This is a genomic window from Stenotrophomonas sp. STEN013 (assembly GCF_056760355.1).
In genome coordinates this window covers 196,884-216,461 of record NZ_JBRREO010000004.1, presented here as the reverse complement: position 1 = coordinate 216,461, position 19,578 = coordinate 196,884, and the positions used below count along the sequence as shown (strand labels likewise).

13 protein-coding genes are annotated in these 19,578 nt (G+C 65.9%); 4 read left to right on the top strand and 9 right to left on the bottom strand.

Features of this window, described 5'->3' with window-relative positions; translation table 11 throughout:
- Positions 1–224: 224 nt before the first annotated feature.
- The 4 genes from ACVOMH_RS10715 to ACVOMH_RS10700 all read left to right on the top strand — a co-directional run bounded on the left by ACVOMH_RS10715 (position 225) and on the right by ACVOMH_RS10700 (position 5,307).
- Complete coding sequence (locus ACVOMH_RS10715; RefSeq protein WP_481551947.1) at positions 225–1,604, top strand: DcaP family trimeric outer membrane transporter; 1,380 nt, start codon at positions 225–227, stop codon at positions 1,602–1,604.
- 150 nt (positions 1,605–1,754) lie between these two features.
- Positions 1,755–2,072 carry a DUF485 domain-containing protein gene (locus ACVOMH_RS10710; RefSeq protein ID WP_054658381.1) on the top strand — a complete coding sequence of 106 codons (318 nt, stop codon included), beginning with the start codon at positions 1,755–1,757 and terminating at the stop codon, positions 2,070–2,072.
- Complete coding sequence (locus ACVOMH_RS10705) at positions 2,069–3,790, top strand: cation acetate symporter (protein WP_057505681.1); 1,722 nt, start codon at positions 2,069–2,071, stop codon at positions 3,788–3,790. The genes ACVOMH_RS10710 and ACVOMH_RS10705 overlap by 4 nt, the downstream gene beginning before the upstream one ends.
- Before the next feature lie 101 nt (positions 3,791–3,891).
- Complete coding sequence (locus ACVOMH_RS10700; protein WP_481551946.1) at positions 3,892–5,307, top strand: coniferyl aldehyde dehydrogenase; 1,416 nt, start codon at positions 3,892–3,894, stop codon at positions 5,305–5,307.
- 108 nt (positions 5,308–5,415) lie between these two features.
- Here the strand turns inward: ACVOMH_RS10700 and ACVOMH_RS10695 are convergent, their stop codons facing one another.
- From ACVOMH_RS10695 to ACVOMH_RS10655, 9 genes are all read right to left on the bottom strand, one after another.
- Positions 5,416–6,258 carry an acid phosphatase gene (locus ACVOMH_RS10695; RefSeq protein ID WP_481551945.1) on the bottom strand — a complete coding sequence of 281 codons (843 nt, stop codon included), beginning with the start codon at positions 6,256–6,258 and terminating at the stop codon, positions 5,416–5,418.
- Between the two features lie 10 nt (positions 6,259–6,268).
- Positions 6,269–7,228, bottom strand: coding sequence for a transaldolase (locus tag ACVOMH_RS10690; protein WP_481551944.1), 960 nt, complete (start codon positions 7,226–7,228; stop codon positions 6,269–6,271).
- Between the two features lie 16 nt (positions 7,229–7,244).
- Positions 7,245–8,435, bottom strand: a complete 1,191-nt coding sequence (locus ACVOMH_RS10685; protein WP_481522454.1) for a CaiB/BaiF CoA transferase family protein — start codon at positions 8,433–8,435, stop codon at positions 7,245–7,247.
- 161 nt (positions 8,436–8,596) lie between these two features.
- Positions 8,597–10,453 carry a glycoside hydrolase family 127 protein gene (locus ACVOMH_RS10680; protein WP_481551943.1) on the bottom strand — a complete coding sequence of 619 codons (1,857 nt, stop codon included), beginning with the start codon at positions 10,451–10,453 and terminating at the stop codon, positions 8,597–8,599.
- Positions 10,450–12,639, bottom strand: coding sequence for a formylglycine-generating enzyme family protein (locus ACVOMH_RS10675; RefSeq protein ID WP_481522456.1), 2,190 nt, complete (start codon positions 12,637–12,639; stop codon positions 10,450–10,452). The genes ACVOMH_RS10680 and ACVOMH_RS10675 overlap by 4 nt, the downstream gene beginning before the upstream one ends.
- A 37-nt stretch (positions 12,640–12,676) precedes the next feature.
- Positions 12,677–13,630: a ribokinase gene (locus ACVOMH_RS10670; RefSeq protein ID WP_481551942.1), complete on the bottom strand. Its 954-nt coding sequence runs from the start codon at positions 13,628–13,630 to the stop codon at positions 12,677–12,679.
- Positions 13,627–15,006: a serine hydrolase domain-containing protein gene (locus ACVOMH_RS10665; RefSeq protein ID WP_481551941.1), complete on the bottom strand. Its 1,380-nt coding sequence runs from the start codon at positions 15,004–15,006 to the stop codon at positions 13,627–13,629. Before ACVOMH_RS10665 ends, ACVOMH_RS10670 begins: the two co-directional genes overlap by 4 nt.
- The gene (locus ACVOMH_RS10660) at positions 15,006–17,141 is read right to left on the bottom strand and encodes a TonB-dependent receptor (RefSeq protein ID WP_481551940.1); all 2,136 of its coding nucleotides are present in this window, start codon (positions 17,139–17,141) and stop codon (positions 15,006–15,008) included. The genes ACVOMH_RS10665 and ACVOMH_RS10660 overlap by 1 nt, the downstream gene beginning before the upstream one ends.
- A 105-nt stretch (positions 17,142–17,246) precedes the next feature.
- The gene (locus ACVOMH_RS10655; protein WP_481551939.1) at positions 17,247–19,421 is read right to left on the bottom strand and encodes a TonB-dependent receptor; all 2,175 of its coding nucleotides are present in this window, start codon (positions 19,419–19,421) and stop codon (positions 17,247–17,249) included.
- Between the last annotated feature and the right edge of the window lie 157 nt (positions 19,422–19,578).

Here is a 19,578-nt window from a genome sequence, read left to right as displayed (position 1 = left end):
ACCAATGGGGGAGCTGTGTTTGTGGCACAGCCGGAACTTCCCAAGTGTGCCGCATACGCTCCACCGCGCGCTGCCCCCCGGGTTAGACGATGGTCGAATACGGCACCGGGTTCGACTAATGGCGAATAGCCGGGCGTCTTGCTTGCCGCGCACGCTGGCTGCGACCGTGCAACTGGTGGCGGCCGCTGCCCGCCTGGAGAGAGGCTGATCCGATGAATCGACACATGTTGAAAACCGTCCGCCGCCCGCTGGCTGCCGCGCTGTTGCTCGCGCTGGTTGCACCGGGTGTGGCCTTTGCGGAAACGGCCAGGGAAAAAGCGCTCGAAGCGCGCGTGGCCGAACTAGAACGGCAGGTGCAGCTGCTGGTGTCCACCCAGCAGCAACAGCAGGGGGCGATCACGCAGACGCAGAGCGAGGTGCAGCAGGTGCGCACCGTGCAGGCCGAACGCGCCGCCACACCGGCGCTGCCGGCCGGCAAGCAGCCGATCCAGGTCACCAGCATCACCCCGGGCGCCACGCCCGGCACCACGTTCAAGTTCGGCGGCTTCATCAAGGCCGACTTCCTGGCCACCCAGACCGGGGATGGCCAGTTGGCCGACGATGCTACCGGCCGTGCGCTGTACCTGCCCGGGCAGACCCCAGTGCAGGGCGCCGGCGGCTCGGGCGAGCGCTCGGACGTGGACTACAACGCCCACGCCAAGTTCTCGCGTTTCAACCTCGGTGTGGACCATGTGGCCGACAACGGCGACAAGGCCGGCGCGCTGGTGGAGATGGACTTCTTCGGCAATGCGCTGGGCAACCAGACCGCCACCAACACCTATGGGGTGACCCTGCGGCATGCCTACATGTACTGGAACAACTGGCTGGCCGGCCAGACCTGGTCCAACTTCATGGACGCCGCGTCGATTCCCGAGGCGGTGGATTTCGTCGGCCCGACCGATGGCGTGCTGTTCGTGCGCCAGGCGCAGGTGCGCTACACCAAGGGCGGGCTGAGCGTGGCGCTGGAGAATCCGGAAACCACGCTGATCGGCGCGCCCAATTCCGATCGCGGCTCGGTGCCGGACCTGACCGTGCGCTACGGCTGGAAAGGCGACTGGGGCACGTTCGGAGTGGCCGGTCTTTTGCGCCAGCTGAAAGTGGACAACCAGGTCACCGGCGCCGATGCCAGCAAGATCGCCGGCGGCCTGACCCTGGGCGGCAAGTGGGTGATGGCCGACAGCGACAGCCTGCACTACCAGCTCACCGGTGGCGAAGGCATCGCCCGCTATGTCGGCCTGGGCATCACCGCCGACAGTGCCTATGACGCGGCGCGCGACGAACTCGATCCCACCGGTGTGCTGGCCGGTTACGTGGGCTGGCGCCATGCGTTCTCGCCGCAGCTGCGCACCAACCTGATCTACGCCCGCAGCGACTACGACAACGACGCGACGATCACCGGGCCGCTGGTGACCAAGAGCGTGCAGTCCATCCGCGGCAATGTGTTCTACACCCCGATGCCCAAGGTGGATATCGGCGCCGAGCTGATGTACGGCGTGCGCGAGATCGAGGACGGCCGCAAGGGCGACATCCGCCGCGTGCAGTTCACCACCAAGTACAGCTTCTGACCCCTCCGGTACCGGCGGTGCAGTGCCGCCGGTACCGCGTCCGAAAACGCAGTACGCCTCTCTCCCTACCCCCACGGGGAGCACTCATGTCGCAGCGGCAGCGCGTTGGCGCGTTGTGGCCGCGGTATTCCCTTCCTCCGGAGAATCAAAATGACTGCTTCCGCCGATCCCCGTGTAGAGCGGATCGCTTCCAACCCCAAATACCAACGGCTGCGCAGCACGCGCAACAAGCTGGGTTGGACCCTGACCATCGTGATGCTGCTGGCCTACTACGGCTATATCGGCCTGATCGCCTTCGACAAGGCCTTCCTGGCCACGCCGATCGGCGCCGGCAAGATCACCACCGTCGGCATTCCGATCGCCTTGGGCCTGATGGTGTTCACCATCCTGATCACCGGCTTCTACGTGCGCCGTGCCAACAGGGAATTCGACAAGTTGACTGAACAGATCATGGAGGAAGCACAATGACCTACTCCGTCCTGCGATCCGGCGCCCTGCTCGGTCTGCTGATCGCCAGCGGTGCGGCCATGGCCGCCGGGGGCGACATCGGCCAGACCGTGCGCCAGCCGACCAACTGGACCGCGATCATCATGTTCGCGACCTTCGTGGTGTTCACGCTTGGCATCACCAAGTGGGCCGCGGGCCGCACCAAGTCCGCGTCCGACTTCTACACCGCCGGTGGCGGCATCACCGGTTTCCAGAACGGCCTGGCCATTGCCGGTGACTACATGTCGGCCGCCTCGTTCCTGGGTATCACCGCCGCGGTGATGACCAACGGGTATGACGGCCTGATCTACGCGCTGGGCTTCCTGGTCGGTTGGCCGATCCTGACGTTCCTGATGGCCGAGCGCCTGCGCAACCTGGGCCGCTTCACCTTCGCCGACGTCGCCGGCTACCGCTTCCAGGCAAAGCCCATCCGCATGTTCGCCGCTTCCGGCACGCTGGTGGTGGTGCTGTTCTACCTGATCGCGCAGATGGTGGGCGCCGGTGCGCTGATCAAGCTGCTGTTCGGCCTGGACTACTGGGTCGCGGTGGCGCTGGTGGGCGTGTTGATGATGGTCTATGTACTGTTCGGTGGCATGACCGCCACCACCTGGGTGCAGATCATCAAGGCCTGCCTGCTGCTGTCCGGCGTCACCTTCATGGCGGTGATGGTGATGTGGCACTTCAACTTCAGTTTCGAGGCGCTGTTCAGCGAGGCGGTGCGGGTGAAGACCCAGATCGCGGCCAACAGCGGCAAGAGCGCGGAGGAAGCGGCCAGTACCGGCCTGGCGATCATGGGCCCGGGTGGTTTCGTCAAGGATCCGATCTCGGCCATCTCCTTCGGCATGGCCTTGATGTTCGGTACCGCGGGCCTGCCGCATATCCTGATGCGCTTCTTCACCGTTCCCGATGCCAAGCAGGCCCGCAAGTCGGTGCTGTGGGCAACCACCTGGATCGGTTACTTCTACATCCTGATCTTCATCATCGGTTTCGGCGCCATCGCGCTGGTACTGACCAATCCCGAGTATGCCGATCCGGTCACCGGCACCATCCAGGGCGGCCCGAACATGGCCGCGGTGCTGGTTGGCAAGGCGGTGGGCGGCAACCTGTTCATGGGCTTCATCTCCGCGGTGGCCTTCGCCACGATCCTGGCGGTGGTCGCCGGCCTGACCCTGTCCGGTGCCTCGGCGGTGTCGCATGACCTGTACGCGACGGTGATCATGAAGGGCAGGCCGCCGGCAGGCACGGAACTGCGCGTCTCGCGTGTCACCACCCTGGTGCTGGGCGTGATCGCGGTGCTGCTGGGGATCGTGTTCGAGAAGCAGAACGTGGCCTTCATGGTGTCGCTGGCCTTCGCCATCGCCGCCTCGGCCAACTTCCCGGTGCTGCTGCTGTCGCTGCTGTGGAAGGATTGCACCACCCGCGGCGCGGTCATTGGCGGTTCGCTCGGTCTGGCCTCGTCGCTGATCCTGACCCTGCTCTCGCCGTCGGTGTGGGTGGACACGCTGGGCAATCCGGCCGGCAGCGCGCCGTTCCCGTACACCAGCCCGGCGCTGTTCTCGATGACCATCGCCTTTGTCAGCATCTGGCTGTTCTCGATCACCGACAAGAGCAAGAACGCACAGGCCGAACGTGCCGCCTATCCGGCCCAGCAGGTGCGTGCCGAAACCGGCATCGGCGCCAGCAAGGCGTCCTCGCACTGAGGTTCCGGCAGTGATGGCCAAGGGCCGCCCGGCGACGGGCGGCCCTTTTTTTGTGCGACGCACTCTGGTTTACAGTGGCCGCTGACCTTGGGGAGGTTGTGATGGATTCGCCCGGCGACGTACAGACCACATTGACCCAGACCCTGGCGCAGTTGCGCCAGGCCTGGTTGCGGCAGCGGCCCGACTACCGCCAGCGCCGTGATGACCTGCGCCGGCTGCGCGCGGTGTTCAAGACCCGCATCGGCGCGATGAGCGAGGCCATCGCCGCCGATTTCGGCCACCGCTCGCACCATGAGTCGGTGATCGCCGATGGCATGACGGTCACCGGCGAGATCGATCACCTGCTTGCGCACCTGCGCGGCTGGATGAAGCCCGAGCGGGTCGGCGTGGGCTGGCGCTTCTGGCCGGCGCGGGCGCAGGTGCGGCCGCTGCCGGTGGGCGTGGTCGGGGTGATCTCGCCGTGGAACTATCCGGTCAACCTGGCGCTGGTGCCGCTGGCCACGGCCATCGCCGCCGGCAACCACGTGCTGCTCAAGCCCTCCGAACACACGCCGCAGACCTCGGCGTTCCTGCAGTCGCTGCTGGCCGAGGTGTTTCCGCCCGAACGGGTGCGTGTGGTGCAGGGCGATGCCACCGTGGCCGCTGCGTTTTCGGCCCTGCCGCTGGACCATCTGGTGTTCACCGGCTCCACCGCGGTCGGCCGCAAGGTGATGGCCGCCGCCGCGCAGCATCTGACTCCGCTGACGCTGGAGCTGGGCGGCAAGTCGCCGGCGATCATCGCCGCGGACTATCCGCTGGAGACGGCCGCCGCGCGCCTGGCCACGGGCAAATGGTTCAACGCCGGACAGACCTGCATCGCCCCGGACTATGTGCTCATCGATGAAGCGCGCGTGGCCGCGCTGGTGACGGCGCTGCGCGCGCAGGTGCGCCAGCGCTACGGCGACTTCAGTGACCCGCGTGACTACAGCCGCATCATCAACGACGCGCAGTACCAGCGTCTGCACGGCTATGTCTGCGATGCACGCGCGCGCGGCGCGCAGGTGGTGGAACTGGCGATGATCGATGGCGAGCGCGCCCGCCGCGAGCGGCTGTTCCCGCCGACGCTGATCCTCCAGCCCGGCGATGACACGCAGGTGATGCAGGAGGAGATCTTCGGGCCGATCCTGCCGATCCGCAGCTACCGCACGCTGGAGGAGGCCATCGCCATGATCAACGGCCGCGATCGCCCGCTGGCGCTGTATCCCTTCAGCCATGAGCGGGCCACGGTGGAGACGATCCTCGGCCAGACCCTGGCCGGCGGCGTCACCGTCAACGATGCCTTGCTGCATTTTGCGATCAACGGCCTGCCGTTCGGCGGCATCGGCGCCAGCGGCATGGGCGCCTACCATGGCAGGGCCGGCTTCGATGCGATGAGCAAGCGGCTGCCGGTGCTGTGGCAGAGCCGGCGCGCCGGCAGCGATCTGCTGCGTCCGCCCTACCGCAAGGTGGCGCGCTTCATCGACCTGATCTCGCGCTGAGGCGTCTGGCGGTTAGAAAAAGCCGCGACCGGGCGCGGTGGAGTCTGCGTCCGATCGCGGTGTGCCGGGTGGGGGAGAGTCCGGTCGGCAGCGAAACACCTAAAGAAATCAGTGCGCGGTAACCGGCAGCGGCTGCGCCAACGCGGCCGCCTCGGCCGCGCAGTTCGCAGGGGGAGCCGGATTGCGGGCGCGCAGCGCCGCCAGTTCGCTCCGCGCCGCGTCCATATCGGTGCGGAAGCGGGCATCGGCATGCAGACGGGCAACCACCGCCGAGCCCATCAAGCGGCCCGACAGCACATCGCTGTGCCAATGCACATTGCACACCAGCCGGCTTTCACCGTAGCTGCGGCCACGCGCCAGGATGGCGTCGGTGCGATCAGGCGCCAGCTCGGCCAGGATCAGCGCCCACGCCCAGCCGATGGAGGTATGCCCGGAAGGGTAGGAACCGTTCTCGGCCAGACCGGCTTCCTTGTCCGGCGTGCAGGTGGACTCACCGTTGGCCACGAACGGACGGGTGCGGTTGTAGTGGTGCTTGGCGGCGTCGCTGACCACGGCGGCATCGGTGCGGGTACGCCGCAGCAGGCCGTACAGGCGCGGCGTGGTCTGTTCGCTGACGTCGGTGCCGATGGCGCAGGCGAAGATCGATGCCGCCGCCGGGAACTGCAGGTTGGCATCGGCAATGGCCTGCTCCCAACGCGGGGTGCCGCGCAGATTGCGGGCCAGGTTGACCTGCTCATCGAGCGCGAACGCGGCCGAGCCGGCTGCCGGTGGTGGTGGCAGCAGCGCGATGCTGTCGGGCAGCTGTGCTTTTTCCAGATAGCCTTGGGCAACGCCGGGACGGATCTCCGGCACGCTGAAGGAAGACGCCGGGTGGGTGGCGCAGGCGCTACCCAGCGCGCACAGGCCGAGGGCGATGATGCGGGAAAGCGGACCATGGATACGCAGGGACATGGCAGTAACCTCAGGCAAGACGCAGGGCAATCATCTGCCGCAGCGCATTCAGATCTTTGGCGAAAGCATCGATACCGGTGGCCAGCTTTTCGGTGGCCATCGAATCGGCGGCCAGATCGGCGTCGAACCGGGCCTGGTCGATCGCGGCGGCATTCACCGCTTCCGCAGCGCCAGCAACCAGCTTGCGCGGCAGTTCGCCGAAATCGGCGTCCAGCGTTTCCAGCAGGTCCGGCGAGATGGTCAGGCGGTCGCAACCGGCCAGCGCCTCGATCTGTGCGGTGGAGCGGAACGAGGCGCCCATCACCACGGTCGGCGAGCCGCGGCGCTTGAACTCGGCGTAGACGCCGCGCACGAACTTCACCCCCGGGTCCTCGTCGATGCTGGCTGGGGTCTGGCCGTTGGCCACATACCAGTCCAGGATGCGGCCGACGAACGGTGAAATCAGGAACGCACCGGCTTCGGCACAGGCCAGCGCCTGGGTCGGGTTGAAGATCAGGGTCAGGTTGCAGTCGATGCCTTCGGCCTGCAGCACGCGCGCGGCTTCCACCCCGGCCCAGGTCGCGGCGATCTTGATCAGCACCTTGTCGCGAGGCACGCCGGCGGCGTCGTACATGGCGATGAACTCGCGCGCCTTGGCGATGGTGGCTTCGGTGTTGTGGGCCTGGTCGGCATCCACTTCGGTGGAAACGCGACCCGGCACCAGTTCGGCCAGCATCGTGCCGATACCCACGGTGAGGCGGTCGGCCACGGCATTGACGATGACAGCGTGCTCGCCGGATTGCTGGCGGCCCCAGTCCAGTTCCCGCTCGATCAGGGCGGCATAGACCGGCAGGTCAAGCGCCTTCTTCACCAACGTCGGGTTGGTGGTGCAGTCCACCGGCTGCAGGCGTTTGATCGCCTCGTAATCACCGGTATCGGCGACGACAACGGACAGTTCGCGCAGCTGGGCGAGTTTGGAGGGCGAGGTCATGCGGTGTTCCTTGCGGTCAATCGGCAGACGGGGCGTTGAACAGCGCGCTCACGGCAGCGGTGTCCTGATCGAAGACGGGAGCGGCGAACGGTTGCGGGCCGGGCGTGCGGCCGAACACGATCGGGCGGGTAATACCGCGGTAGCTGCCCAGCAGCGGGTGCGGCAGCGAGGCGATCATGTCCTCGGCCAGCACCTGCGGGTGGTCGAACATGTCCTCGACCTTGCGCGCGGCCGCGCACGGCACCTCTTCGCCGAACAGTGCTTCCCATTCCAGCGCGCTGCGCGCGGCCAGTGCGGTATGCAGCTGCGACAGCAGTAGGCTGGCGTGTTCGGCGCGTTTGCGCACGGTGTCGTAACGCGGGTCGCTGGCCAGTTCGGCCAACCCGGTCTTCTCGCACAGGGCCTGCCAGAACCGCGGTGTATTGGCCGAGACATAAAGATAGCCATCGGCGGTCGGGTGGATGCCGGTGACACCGCCCGAGCGCATGTCGCGGCCCACCACTTCGGGTTCACCCTCGGCCCAGATCATCCGCGCCGACTGCATGGTCAAGGCGCTGCGCAGCAACGACACGCCAACGAACTGGCCTTCGCCACTGCGCTCGCGCTCGTACAGCGCCGAGGACACCCCGGCGGCCACCAGCGCGGCGGCGTAGTAGTCCACCACCGAACCGTAGAGGATTTCCGGGGCGCCACCGGCCTTGCCCTGCATCATGCACATGCCGGTCATGGTCTGCAGCACCTGGTCGTATCCGGCCTTGTCTTTGAGCGGACCCTGCTCGCCGTACCCGGTGACCGAGCAATACACCAGCCGCGGATTGAGTTTGTGCAGGCTTTCAAAGTCGATGCCAAGACGGGCCGGAACGCTGGGGCGGAAGTTGTGCACCAGCACGTCGGCTTCGCGCACCAGTCGCATCAGTACTGCGCGCTGGTCGGACTGCTTGAGATCCAGCACCACCCCGCGCTTGGAACGGTTCACCCCCAGGAACGCGCGGCTTTCGGCTTCCAGCGTGGACGGGTACTGGCGCAGATTGTCGCCAACCGGTGGCTCCACCTTGATCACTTCCGCGCCCTGGTCGGCCAGCAGGGTGCAGCCGTACGGCCCGGCGATATAGGCGCTCAGGTCCAGTACGCGCACGCCGCTGAGCGGGCCGCGGGCACCATCGCGCCGGGCGATGTCGAACGGAGATGGGTTGTTGCTTGCTGACATGGGCTGCACTCGAATCCTTGATCGCAGTTTCCTCCGCGTGCACGGCAGGAAACATATCGTGCGGGTATTTTCAGCGAGGACAAAAAGCAGGGATCGCCTTGCCAACGCCTTCCTCTCAACCGCTGCCTGCACCGTGCAGGGGGCAGACGGTGGCAACAGCTTTATTGCGGTGCCAATGACAGCCACGTGAGGCGCCATGCACCGTGCTCACGTCCACCGCAGCGGTAGTACGGTGTGAACGCCAGCGGCGCGCGGCACTCCAGCTGCATTGTCACCGGCGCGCCTTCACCGTCGTCTCGGCCCACCTGCAGCCAGCGCGAGGGATCACCTTCCGGCAGCTTTATCGTTTCATCGGTCTTGAAGCCATCGATCAGCGTGGTCGCATAGACCAGCGGGCCGTAGCTCAGGCCGATGTACTCCCAGCGCAGTACTTCCTGTGCCACCGGCGAACCGTCCGGTGCACGCGATTCCTGCACATTGATGTTGGCGGCACGGTGCAGCTGCGGCTGCATCGGCAGCTTCACGCTGACCAGATCGCCGGCCTGCCACTGGCGCTGCAGCTGCACGTAACCATCCGCGCCAACCTGTACCGGTACGTTGATGCCATTGACCTGGATGCGGGCGTCCTCGGCCCAGGCCGGGATGCGCAGGCCGATGCCGAAGCTGGCGCTGTGCTCGGGCGTCACCCGCAGGCTGATATCGCCGTTGAACGGATAGCGGGTCTGCTGCTGCAGCACCACCTTGCCGGCATCTGCATGATGGAGCGTGGCTTCGCCGGCCCCGTACAGGTTTACCCGCAGCCCGCCATCAGCGGCCACGCCATAGGCGATCTGCGGCAGCTCTTCCACCGCCATTGCACCGGAGGACTTGCAGCAGCGCCAGTACGTGGTGTGCACGCGCTTGCCGTTGGGAAAGGTGTAGTAGCACCAGTCCTCACCGTTGGGTGCCATCGCGGCCAGCAGGTCGTTGTAGGCGGTACGCTCCAGCTCGTCGGCATAGCGGGCGTGGCCGCTGATGGCCAGCAGTTCACGGTTGAGCTGCATCCAGGCCAGTACCGAGCAGGTTTCCACATAGGCCTGCGGGAAGAACGTACGCGGTGCGTTGAATACCTCGCGCGAGCGATGCGCCACGCCGCCCCACGGGCCCCCGCCCAGGGTCAGGTGCTGCTCGCGGATGTTGTCCCACAGGTTGTCGATGGCCCGCTTGTAATCAGCGTTGCCGGTGGCCTTGTACAGCTTGGCCAGGCCCACCAGGTTCCACGACAGCTGGTAAGCCTTGCCGGTGGCGATGAAGGCCGCGTCTTCGTTGGCGATGCCCTTGTCGAGCAGGGCCAGGCGCGGATTGGCATTGGCCTGCTGCAGGATCTTCTCGGCCAGCGCCAGATAGCGTGGCTCGCCGGTGACCAGGTACAGGTCGGCAGCCGGGTCCAGCAACACCGTGGCCGACATGCCGTGATGGTTGCCCAGGGTGGTGATGTCGATGCCGCTTTCCAGGGTGTCCCAGCACAGGTCTGCAATGCGGCGCGCCGCCTGCAGGTAGGCGTCATCGCCCAGCGCACGCCAGGTCTCGATGAAGCCCAGCAGCAGGTAGCTGTGAGTCCAGGTGTCCCAGGTGCGCAGCGCCGGCTCGCCGTTCCAGCTCTCGGGCTTGGGCGGCTGCGGCACGGTGAAGCGGCGGTTTTCGGCGTAATTGCCCAGGTAGCCATCGGCATCCTGCTGGCTGATCAGCCAGTCGGCCACGCGGCGCAGGTTGGCTTCCAGCTGCGGTTGGCCGCCCTGGGCCACGGCACGGGCGGTGGCCGAGAGCCACTTGCCGGCGTGCTCGCCGTACCAGTCACCTTCCTGGTTCTGCTGCTTGTGGGCCTGGCCGAAGATCGAGATCGACGGGCTGTTCTCGTCCACGATGAAGCTGGACAGGCGCCCGGACCGGTTGGCCGCGAGCATGTCGCCGAACACGCCGCCCAGCTGCACGGCGGCCGGGGCGATCAGCTGCTGGCCGAAGGTGATGGATGCGCTCATGCCGCATCCACCACGCAGCGGAAGCCGAGCATGCCGCTGCGGTCCTTGGCCGGGGCCATCAGCAGGTATTTGCCGTGCTGGTCCAGACGGTAGGCCTGCGGGAAGTACCAGTGCGAGGTCTGCGGCTGGTAGCTGGAGCCACCGCGCAGGATCGCCACGCGGGTGTGCTTATCGCCGAATTCCTCGGTCCACTGCCAGACATGGCCGACCAGGTCTTCCACGCCGAACGGGCTTGCCGCCTGTGGGAAGCTGCCCACATCCTCGGCGGGGAGGATGCGGCGGCCACGGTTGATGCGCGGCACGCGGCTGGCATCCCAGTCGTTGCCCCACGGATAGGTGCGGCCGTCGGTGCCCTGCGCGGCGTACTGCCATTCCCATTCGTGCGGCAGGCGCTTGCCGGCCCAGGCGGCGTAGGCGCGGGCATCCTCCAGCGACACCCATACCACCGGCTTGTTCTCCCAGCCGGCGCGCGGGGCGCCATCGACCCAGTGGACCAGGAAGTTGATGCTGTCGGCCGGTGCATAGCCGGTGGCATCGATGAAGGCCTTGAACTGGGCATTGGTGACCAGGTGGCGGTCGATGTGGAAGGCGGCGATGTCCATCACCTGGCGGTGGTGGCGGCGCGGCACCGATTCCCAGGGGTACTGCACGTCCTGGCCGGCCCAGTTGAAGCCTTCTATTTCCACACCACCGACGGCAAACACGAACTCGCCGCCCGGCACGCTGACCATGCCTTCAGGAGCCGTAGCCGCCGGCGCGGTCGGGGCGATCTCCGCGATCTGCTGCGGCAGCGCCTTCCAGGCGCCCGAATAAGCCGACAGCGGCTTGGCGTTGGCTTCGGCGGTGAACGCAATGAAGTCTTCCAGACCATCGACGGTGGTGCCGGCGGCAACGCTCAGCACGGCGCCGAAGCCACGGGCTTCGATATCAAAGGACAGGTAGGCCTTGCCATCACGGATCGCCGGGCTCAGCTCGCGGCCGTTCCAGACATCAAAGTAGCGGGTGCCGTCGACGTGGTCGATGGCGATCTGCTCGCCGCACACGTCGTACTCGAAGCGGTTGATGAAGGTGCGCAGGGCCAGGCCCTCGACCGGGAACACGCTGGCGAAGATGCCGCCCTGCAGGCAGACCTGGTACGGCGCCCAGTCCATGGCCACCACCAGCTGCGGGAACTGGCGGTAGATGCGCGCGATGCGGCGCAGGGTTTCGCCGTCGCGCTCGGTGAACTGGTTCCAGATGCCCCAGATGTTTTCCCAGGCGTTGTAGCCGATGCCGTTGAAGAAGCAGTACTGCAGGTCGTGGTTGCGGTTGCGGCCCCAGCGGTTCTCGTAGTTGACCATGTGGCGCGGTTCGAGCCACTTCCACTTGGACACCGGCGGCACCGGGCCGTCCGGGGCCTTCTTGCCCCAGCTCTGCACGTTCCAGATCAGCTGCTCTTCGGAGCTGATGGTCGATTCGGGCTGCACCACCACCGGGTTGCCACGGGCATCGCAGGCCTCGAAGAACGCACGCGGCACGCCGTTGAAGGTGTCACCGTTGATGCCATCGGCACCGGTGTACTGGATGATTTCGGCCAGGCCATCCCAGTGGGTCACACCCGGGTCACGGGTGCCGTGGTCCCAGGGCTTGGCCGGCAGGAACACCTTCACCCCACGGGCCTGGAAGGCCTGCACCGCGGCTTTGAGGCCATCGATGCCGCCGGGCAGGGTGTGGGCCAGGTCGAACTGGTTGCGGTCATCGATGCCGATGTTGGGGTAGATGTACCAGATCAGCACCGAATCCAGCCCGCCGAAGCGCGCCTCCAGGTCGTCCAGGTACTTGTCGACGGTGTACTGCGCGGTTTCCACGTCGTAGAAATAACGGTCCTCGACCATCATCTGCGCATGGACGAAGTTGCGCTGGGCCCACTGCAGTTCCGGGCGGCGGTAATTGACGTCGGTGTAGCCCAGACGCACCAGGTGCTCGGTGCGCCAGTCGCGCAGCTCGGTCAGCCAGTCGGAAGCCGAGGCATTGGCGTCGATCATCCAGCTGCCGATATCGGCAAACGGCCAGGCCGGCGCCTTGCCCGGCGTGGGCAGGTAGCGGCCGGTGGTGACGTGCGAGAACTTGTACTCGGTGGTGACTGCCTCACGCCCGTGATCGGCTGCTTCATTGTCGTAGTCGGGGATCTGATAAGGCATGGTCATGGGCGAGGCATCCAGCAGGGAACGGAAAGAAAAAGCATCAAAGCGCGCACCATGCCGCGAGCGCGGCATGGGCGTCATCACCGGGTCGGCGGGTGCGGTCCGCCAGCAACGCGGCGACTTCGGGGAAGGTAGGAATGCTCGACTGCGCGCCCAGCCGGGTGCAGGTCAGCGCCGAAGCGGCACTGGCCATCAGCAGGGCATCTTGCAGCCGGGAATTGCGGGCCAGCGATGCGATCAACGCGCCGCAGAAGGTGTCGCCGGCAGCGGTGGTATCCAGCGGCTCTATCCGGAATGCCGGTTGCAGCAGGATCTGCCCGTCCACGCGTGCCAGGCACCCCCGTGACCCCAGCGTCACGATCACGCATGGCACGTCCACGCGCGCCAGCCCGGTGGCCAGAGCCGGAGGGTTGCCGGCTACCACCGCCAGTTCGCCCTCGTTGACGATCAGCATGTCCAGCAGCGCCAGCAGCGCATCGGGCAGCGGTTGCGCGGGGGCCGCATTGAGCGCGACCTTGACCCCGGCCGCACGCGCGGCGCGTGCATAGGCGGTGACCGTGTCCAACGGCGTCTCCAGCTGGAGCAGCAGCCAGCCGATGCCGTCCAGCGCTGGCAGGTGTTCGGCGCGCAGTGCCATGTTGGCGCCGGGCGCGACGGTGATCGCGTTCTCGGCGTCGTCGGACAGACAGATGAAGGCGGTGCCGGTTGGCAATGCAGCGTCACGCACGGTGTGCAGCAGCACGCCGGCGTCATGCAGCGAAGCTTCAATCGGCCTGGCGAAGTCGTCCTGGCCCAGGGCGAGCAGCATCTGCGTGGCGGTGCCACCAGCGCGCGCGCAGGCCACCGCCTGATTGGCACCCTTGCCGCCAGGGAAGGTGCCGAACTCCCGGCCGAGCACGGTTTCACCCGGGGCCGGCACGTGCGAGGCACGTACGACGAAATCGAGATTGGCCGAACCGGCGACGAGCACAGTGCGGGGCTGGATCTGGATCATGGGTGTATCGCCTCATCGACGAGGTTGTAGAACCGGGTACTGATGCGCGGCAGATCCTGTGCGCCGCCGGGGAGGTGCTGCAGCATCAGGATCGCGACCAGTTTTTTGCCCGGGTCGATCGTGTAATAGGTCGAGGCGGCACCGGACCAGCCGAACGCCCCGGGCGCGGCGGTGCGGCCTTTCAATGCCGGATCCAACAGCACCGAGCCGCCCAGGCCGAAGCCCTCGGCGTCGCTGAATTCGGTGACCGGCTTGGGCAGCGCGATGTGCACCAGCTGGTTCTGCAGCATCAGCGCCACGGTATCGGCGCGGAGCAGGCGCACGCCATGGGACTGGCCGCCATCGAGCAGCATCTGCGCGAAACGGCCGTAGTCATCGGCGGTGGAGTACAGCCCGCCGGCGCCGCTGCGATAGGGCCGCAATGCGGTGCCGGGTGCACGTGCATGCGCTTCATCGGCCAGCACCAGCGTGGCGCCATCGCCCATCGTGGTCAGCTCGACCACCCGCGCGCGCTGTGCCAGCGGCACTTCAAAGCCGGTATCGAGCATGCCCAGCGGGGTGAAGATGCGTTGTTGCAGGAACTGCTCGAAGGGCATACCGGCGACCACTTCCACCAGCCGCGACAGGGTCTCGGTGGAGGTGCTGTCGTAGCGGAAGCGGGTGCCGGGTTCGGCGGCCAACGGCACCTGGCTCAAGCGTGCGGTGTACTCGGCCAGCGTGTCCACCTCGCGCACCCGGTGCTGTTCCAGCAGCTGCGTCACCGCTTCGAACCCCTCGCCGCCGGCGGCGAAGCCGGCGGTGTGGGTGAGCAGATGACGCACGGTGAGGGTGCGGGTTGCCGGGCGCAGTTGTGGGGCGGCGGCGCTGCCGCCGGTGAACAGCTGCAGCTTGGAAAATTCGGGGAGGTGACGTGCCACTGGATCATCCAGACCCAGCTTGCCCTCGTCCATCAACATCAGTGCCGCGACCGAGGCCACGGTCTTGGTCATCGAGTAGATGCGGAAGATGCTGTCGCGGCGCATCGGCCGGGTATGTGCCAGATCCTGCCAGCCATAGCTGGCGGCATGCACGGTCTTTCCATTGTGCAGGATCAGTGCGACCGCGCCGGGATAGCCGCGCTCGGCAGTTGCATCGCGCAGGAAGTCGTCGATTGCCGGCAGCGTTGGTGCCGTTGTCAGGGCCACCGGTGCCACTGTCAGCGCGGCGCGGCTGGGCGCGGTGGAGCAGGCCACCAGCGGCAATCCCGTCAAACAGAGCACGGCGCCCAGGGCCAGGCCCCGGGCACCGCGGTACAGCCACACCGCGTCACGCCGGCCACGGGGGCCGGCATGATCGCGATGACGGAGGCGCACGCCCCGGGCTGTGAGGTCGCTCATCAGAAGTTGATGTTATGCGACAGGGAGAACACGCGACCGCGACCGGCCATCCAGTCGTCGTTGCTGTTGCTGGCCTCGGAGGTGGTGAGGATGTACTGCTTGTTGAGCAGGTTTTCCACGCCCAGGGTCAGCTTGCCGAAACGGCCGGTGTCGTAGTTCATGCTCACATCGAGCAGGGTGCGCCCGGAGGTGTGTTCGGCGCCGCTCTTGCCCTGGTTGAGGGTGCGTGAGAGCAGGGTCATCGCGCCCAGGTTCAGGTCAACCTGCGGTGCCAGGCGCCAGAACAGGTTCACACCGATCTTGTCCGGACTGACATCGTTGGCGCCCATGCGCTTGTCCAGCGGCCCGTTCTTGGTGAACCAGGTCTTGCCGACGATGTGCGAGTACATCGCATTGACCTTCAGGTCATCGCTGAAGTCGTAGCTGCCGCTGAACTCGATGCCGTTGATCTTGACCGGGCCGCGGTTCATGACGAAATCGCCGGTGACCGGATCGGTGCTCAGCGACACGCCGAAGTCCGAGTCGCTGCGGTAGTAGGAGCCACTGAATGTGGCGTTGCCGGTGCGCCAGTTGAAGCCGATTTCCCGGTTCTCGACGATGATCGCCTGCAGATCGAGGATGCCGCTGACGCTCTGGCCCGGCTTGTTGATGTTGCGCAGCGGGATGCCGACGTTGGGCAGGCTGAAGCCTTCCGAGTAGGAGGCATAGGCCGACAGTTCGTCGGTGAAGCGATAGACCACACCGAGGTTGGGCAGGTCGGTCTTGTAGTCCAGCTTGCCGCCTTCCACGAACACGCGCTTGTTGTAGTAGGTGGTGGTGTAGCTGTCCACGCTCAACTCGCCGTCTTCCTGACGCAGGCCGCCGCTGACCGTCAGCGGGCCGATATCCCACGACAGCTGGGCATACGGCGCGGTGCTGGTGTACTCCATCGGCGGTACCCACACGCGCTGGGTCAGCGCCAGACGCTGGTCGGTGAGGTCCTTGACCACGTCCACACCGGCACGCAGTTCCAGCCCTTCAACGCCGAACAGCTCGCCACGGGTCCACGAGGTGCGCACGCCGCGCTTTTCCGAATTGACTTCGGACTGGTCGACCAGCTGGCCGAGCGGTGCGAACAGCGGGTCCTGCTTGTCCGAGCCGTTCTCGGCCGGATAGCGCATCGCCTGGTCGGCGCGATAGGCGTCGGCAAGCAGGGTGCCGCCGAAGAAATCGGCATGGCTGTAGGACAGCGAGAACTGGTTGAAATTGTTGAACTCGGTCTTGGCGCCCAGCGGGGTGCCGGCGATCGAGGTCGAGGTGATGTTGTTGGCACGGTCACCGTTGATGCCGGTGTAGTTGCCCTTGCCGGTCAGATTGAAGCGGCTGAGCGTGGCCTGCAGGCGCTGCATGTCCGCTTCGCCGAAGTTGGTGCCCACTTTCAGGAACAGGTTCTTCGACTCGGAGTCGTTGATGGTGCCTGAGCCGCGCATGCCGATCTTGCGGCCCTTGGCGTCATAGGCCATGCCACGGTCGACGAACGAGGTGGACAGCAGCAGGTCGTAGGCGTCCTCCTTGTGGCCGAAGGTCAGGCCGACCTTCCAGCCCTCGCTGTCGTCGCGACCCTGGCTGCTGTAGCGGGTGCTGACGTTGGTGTGGCTGCCTTCTTCCGGTGTCTTGGAAATGTAGTTGATGATGCCGCCGGCCGCGCCCACGCCTTCCGCCGCGGAGGGGCCGTTGACCACTTCGATGCGGCCGATCACGCCCAGGTCGGTGAAGCTGCCGGCACGGTTGGTCTCACGCAGCGGCGAGGTTTGTGGAATGCCGTCGAACAGGCGCAGCGCGATGCGGCCGCGCAGGGTTTCACCGGAGTTGGTCAGTGCCTGGGTCGATTCGGAGTAGCCGGGAATCGTGCGGGTCAGTACCGCGGTGGCGTCCTCGGTCAGACTCAGCGAATTGTTCAACTCCTGCAGGCTGATGATGCTGACTGCGCCCGGGATGCGGTCCACCGCCTTGGGCGCACGGGTGCCGGTGACAATGACGTTGTCCAGCGTGGTGGCGCTGGGCTTGTCGCGATCTGCCACAGCGGTGTCCTGTGCTTGTGCGTTTGCCGACAGCAGCAAGGCCAGGGTGATGCTCGATGACAACAGGTTCTTCATGGTGCGCTCTCTCTCCAAAACGCGGTGGTGGTGCGGCTGGCGCCAACGGGGCGCGCGAAAAAAAAGCGCCACCAAAGCGGCGGCGCTCTATGCATCAAGCCTCTGTCAGAACTTGATGGTATGGCTCAGAGAAACGATCCGGCCACGGCCGGAGAAGTAGTTCTGCCAGCCCGGCAGCTGCGACCAGGTCAGCACGTACTGCTTGTCGAACAGGTTCTCGATGCCTACAGACAGCTGGCCATAGCGGCCGGTGTCGTAGTTCACGCTGAGATCCCACAGCGCATAGCCGTAGGTGCTCTCTTCGTTCTCATAGACATCGCCGTTGGTCGGATTGGTGAAGGTCTCACGGAGGTCGCGGCTGAAGGTTTTGCTCACGCCCAGCGTGGCGTTGAGGTTGTCGGCCGGGGTCCAGGTCAGCGAGGCGTTCACCTTGTCCGGTGAGATATCCAGGATGCCCATTTCCTTCACCAGGCCCGAACCTGCGTAGTACTGGGTCTGGCCGCGGATGCGCGAGTACAGGAAGGTGGCCTTCCACTGGTCGTTGAACGTCCAGGCGCTGTTGAGCTCGATGCCTTCGATCTCCACCGGAGCACGGGTGAGGATGAAGTCTTCGGTGACCTTGTCGATGGTCAAGGTGGAGCCGAAGTCGGAGGTCGAGCGGTACGCCGACGCGCCGACCTGGCCCTTGGCGCCACGCCAGTTGAAGCCGATTTCCTTGTTCTCGGTGATCAACGGCTGCAGGTCGGCGATACAGGACACGGCCTTGCATGGGCTGTTGGCCTGGATGTTACGCAGCGGAATACCGACGTTGGCAATGCCAAAGCCCTCCGAGTACGACGCGAACACCGACCACTCATCACTGATGCGCCAGATCGCACCGAAGTTGGGCATGTTGGCCTTGTAATCCATCTTGCCGCCCTGCACACGCGTATTGTCGCGGAAGGCCACGGTCGTGTAGCTGTCGATCTCGAGCTCGCCGTCTTCGCGGCGGATGCCAGCATCCAGCGTCACCGGACCGATATCCCAGCTCAGCTGGGCGTAGGGAGCGAGGCTGGTGTACTTCATCGGCGGCACCCACAGTCGGTTAGTCAGTGCCAGGCGCTGTTCAGCGGTGTCTTCCACCAGATCCAGGCCGGCGCGCAGGCGCAGCCCCTCCACCTTGAACAGGTCGTTGTAGGCGTAGCCGAAGCGCAGGCCCTTCTTCTCGCTGTTGATCTCGGACTGGTCCCAGATACGCTCGGCTTCCGGTGGCGCCGGCTTGACCAGCTGGCGATCCGAACCGTTCTCAGGCACGTAGCGCATGGCCTGCTGCGCCCAATAGGCATCCACGCTCAGGTCACCACCGAAGAAGTCGGCGTTGGTGTACTTGGCAGCGAACTGTTCGAAATCATTGAACTCGGCCAGTGACCCGGCGATGGAGCCCTTCACGGCGGTGTTGGTGGACGGCACCGGACATTCGACCGGATCGAAACGGCAGCCTTCCTCCGGCTTGTAGTTGTGCTTACCGCCGATATGGAAGTTGCTGTAGCTTGCCTGGATGCGCTGCATCTGGCCGTCGCCGAAGTTGTAGCCGCCCTTCATGAACAGGTTCTTGCTGTACGAATCGGACAGCGAGCCGGAGGTGTTCAGGCCAACCCGGCGCCCGTCGCCGTCGTAAGCTACGCCGCGGTCGATGTAGGCACCGCTGACCAGGAAGTCGGCCGCATCACCCTTGTAGGTATGCATGATGCCGATCTTGGACTGCGCGCTGTCATCCTTGAACTGGGTGCCGTAGCGCGTGCTCACGGTGGTCTCGTGGCCGTCCACGTCCGGATTCTTCGACAGGTAGTTGATCACGCCACCGGCACCACCGATGCCCTCGGCGGCCGAGGGGCCATTGATGACTTCGATCCGGCCGATGACGCCCATGTCGGTGAATGTGCCGTTGCGGTTGCCCTCGCGCAGCGGCGAGCCCTGTGGCACGCCATCGAACAGGCGCAGCGCGATGCGGCCGCGCAGGGTCTCACCGGAGTTGCTCATCGCCTGCGAGGATTCGGAATAGCCCGGCACCATGCGTGCGAGCACCGCAGTGGCGTCTTCGGTCAGGTTGAGGGTGCGCTGTACTTGTTCGGGGGTCACCAGGGTGACCGCGCCGGGGACCTTGTCGATCGCAACAGGAGTGCGGGTACCGGTGACGATGACCTGGTCCAGGTCGGTGGCGTTCTTGTCCTGCGCCTGGGCAGGACTCATCACGCATGCGAGCAGTGCCGCACTGATGGCTGCGGAAAGTGGCTTGATCATTGATTTCTCCCCCGTTGGAAAAAACAGCGGGGACAATTGGGGATTGTCAGCGCCGAATGGTTTGCATGGACGCAAGCGTCCAGGTCGCCGACCCGTGTGTACGTCCCTCCCAGGGCGCTGCAAGCACAACCGGCAATACGCGTGAGACTAGAGCCGG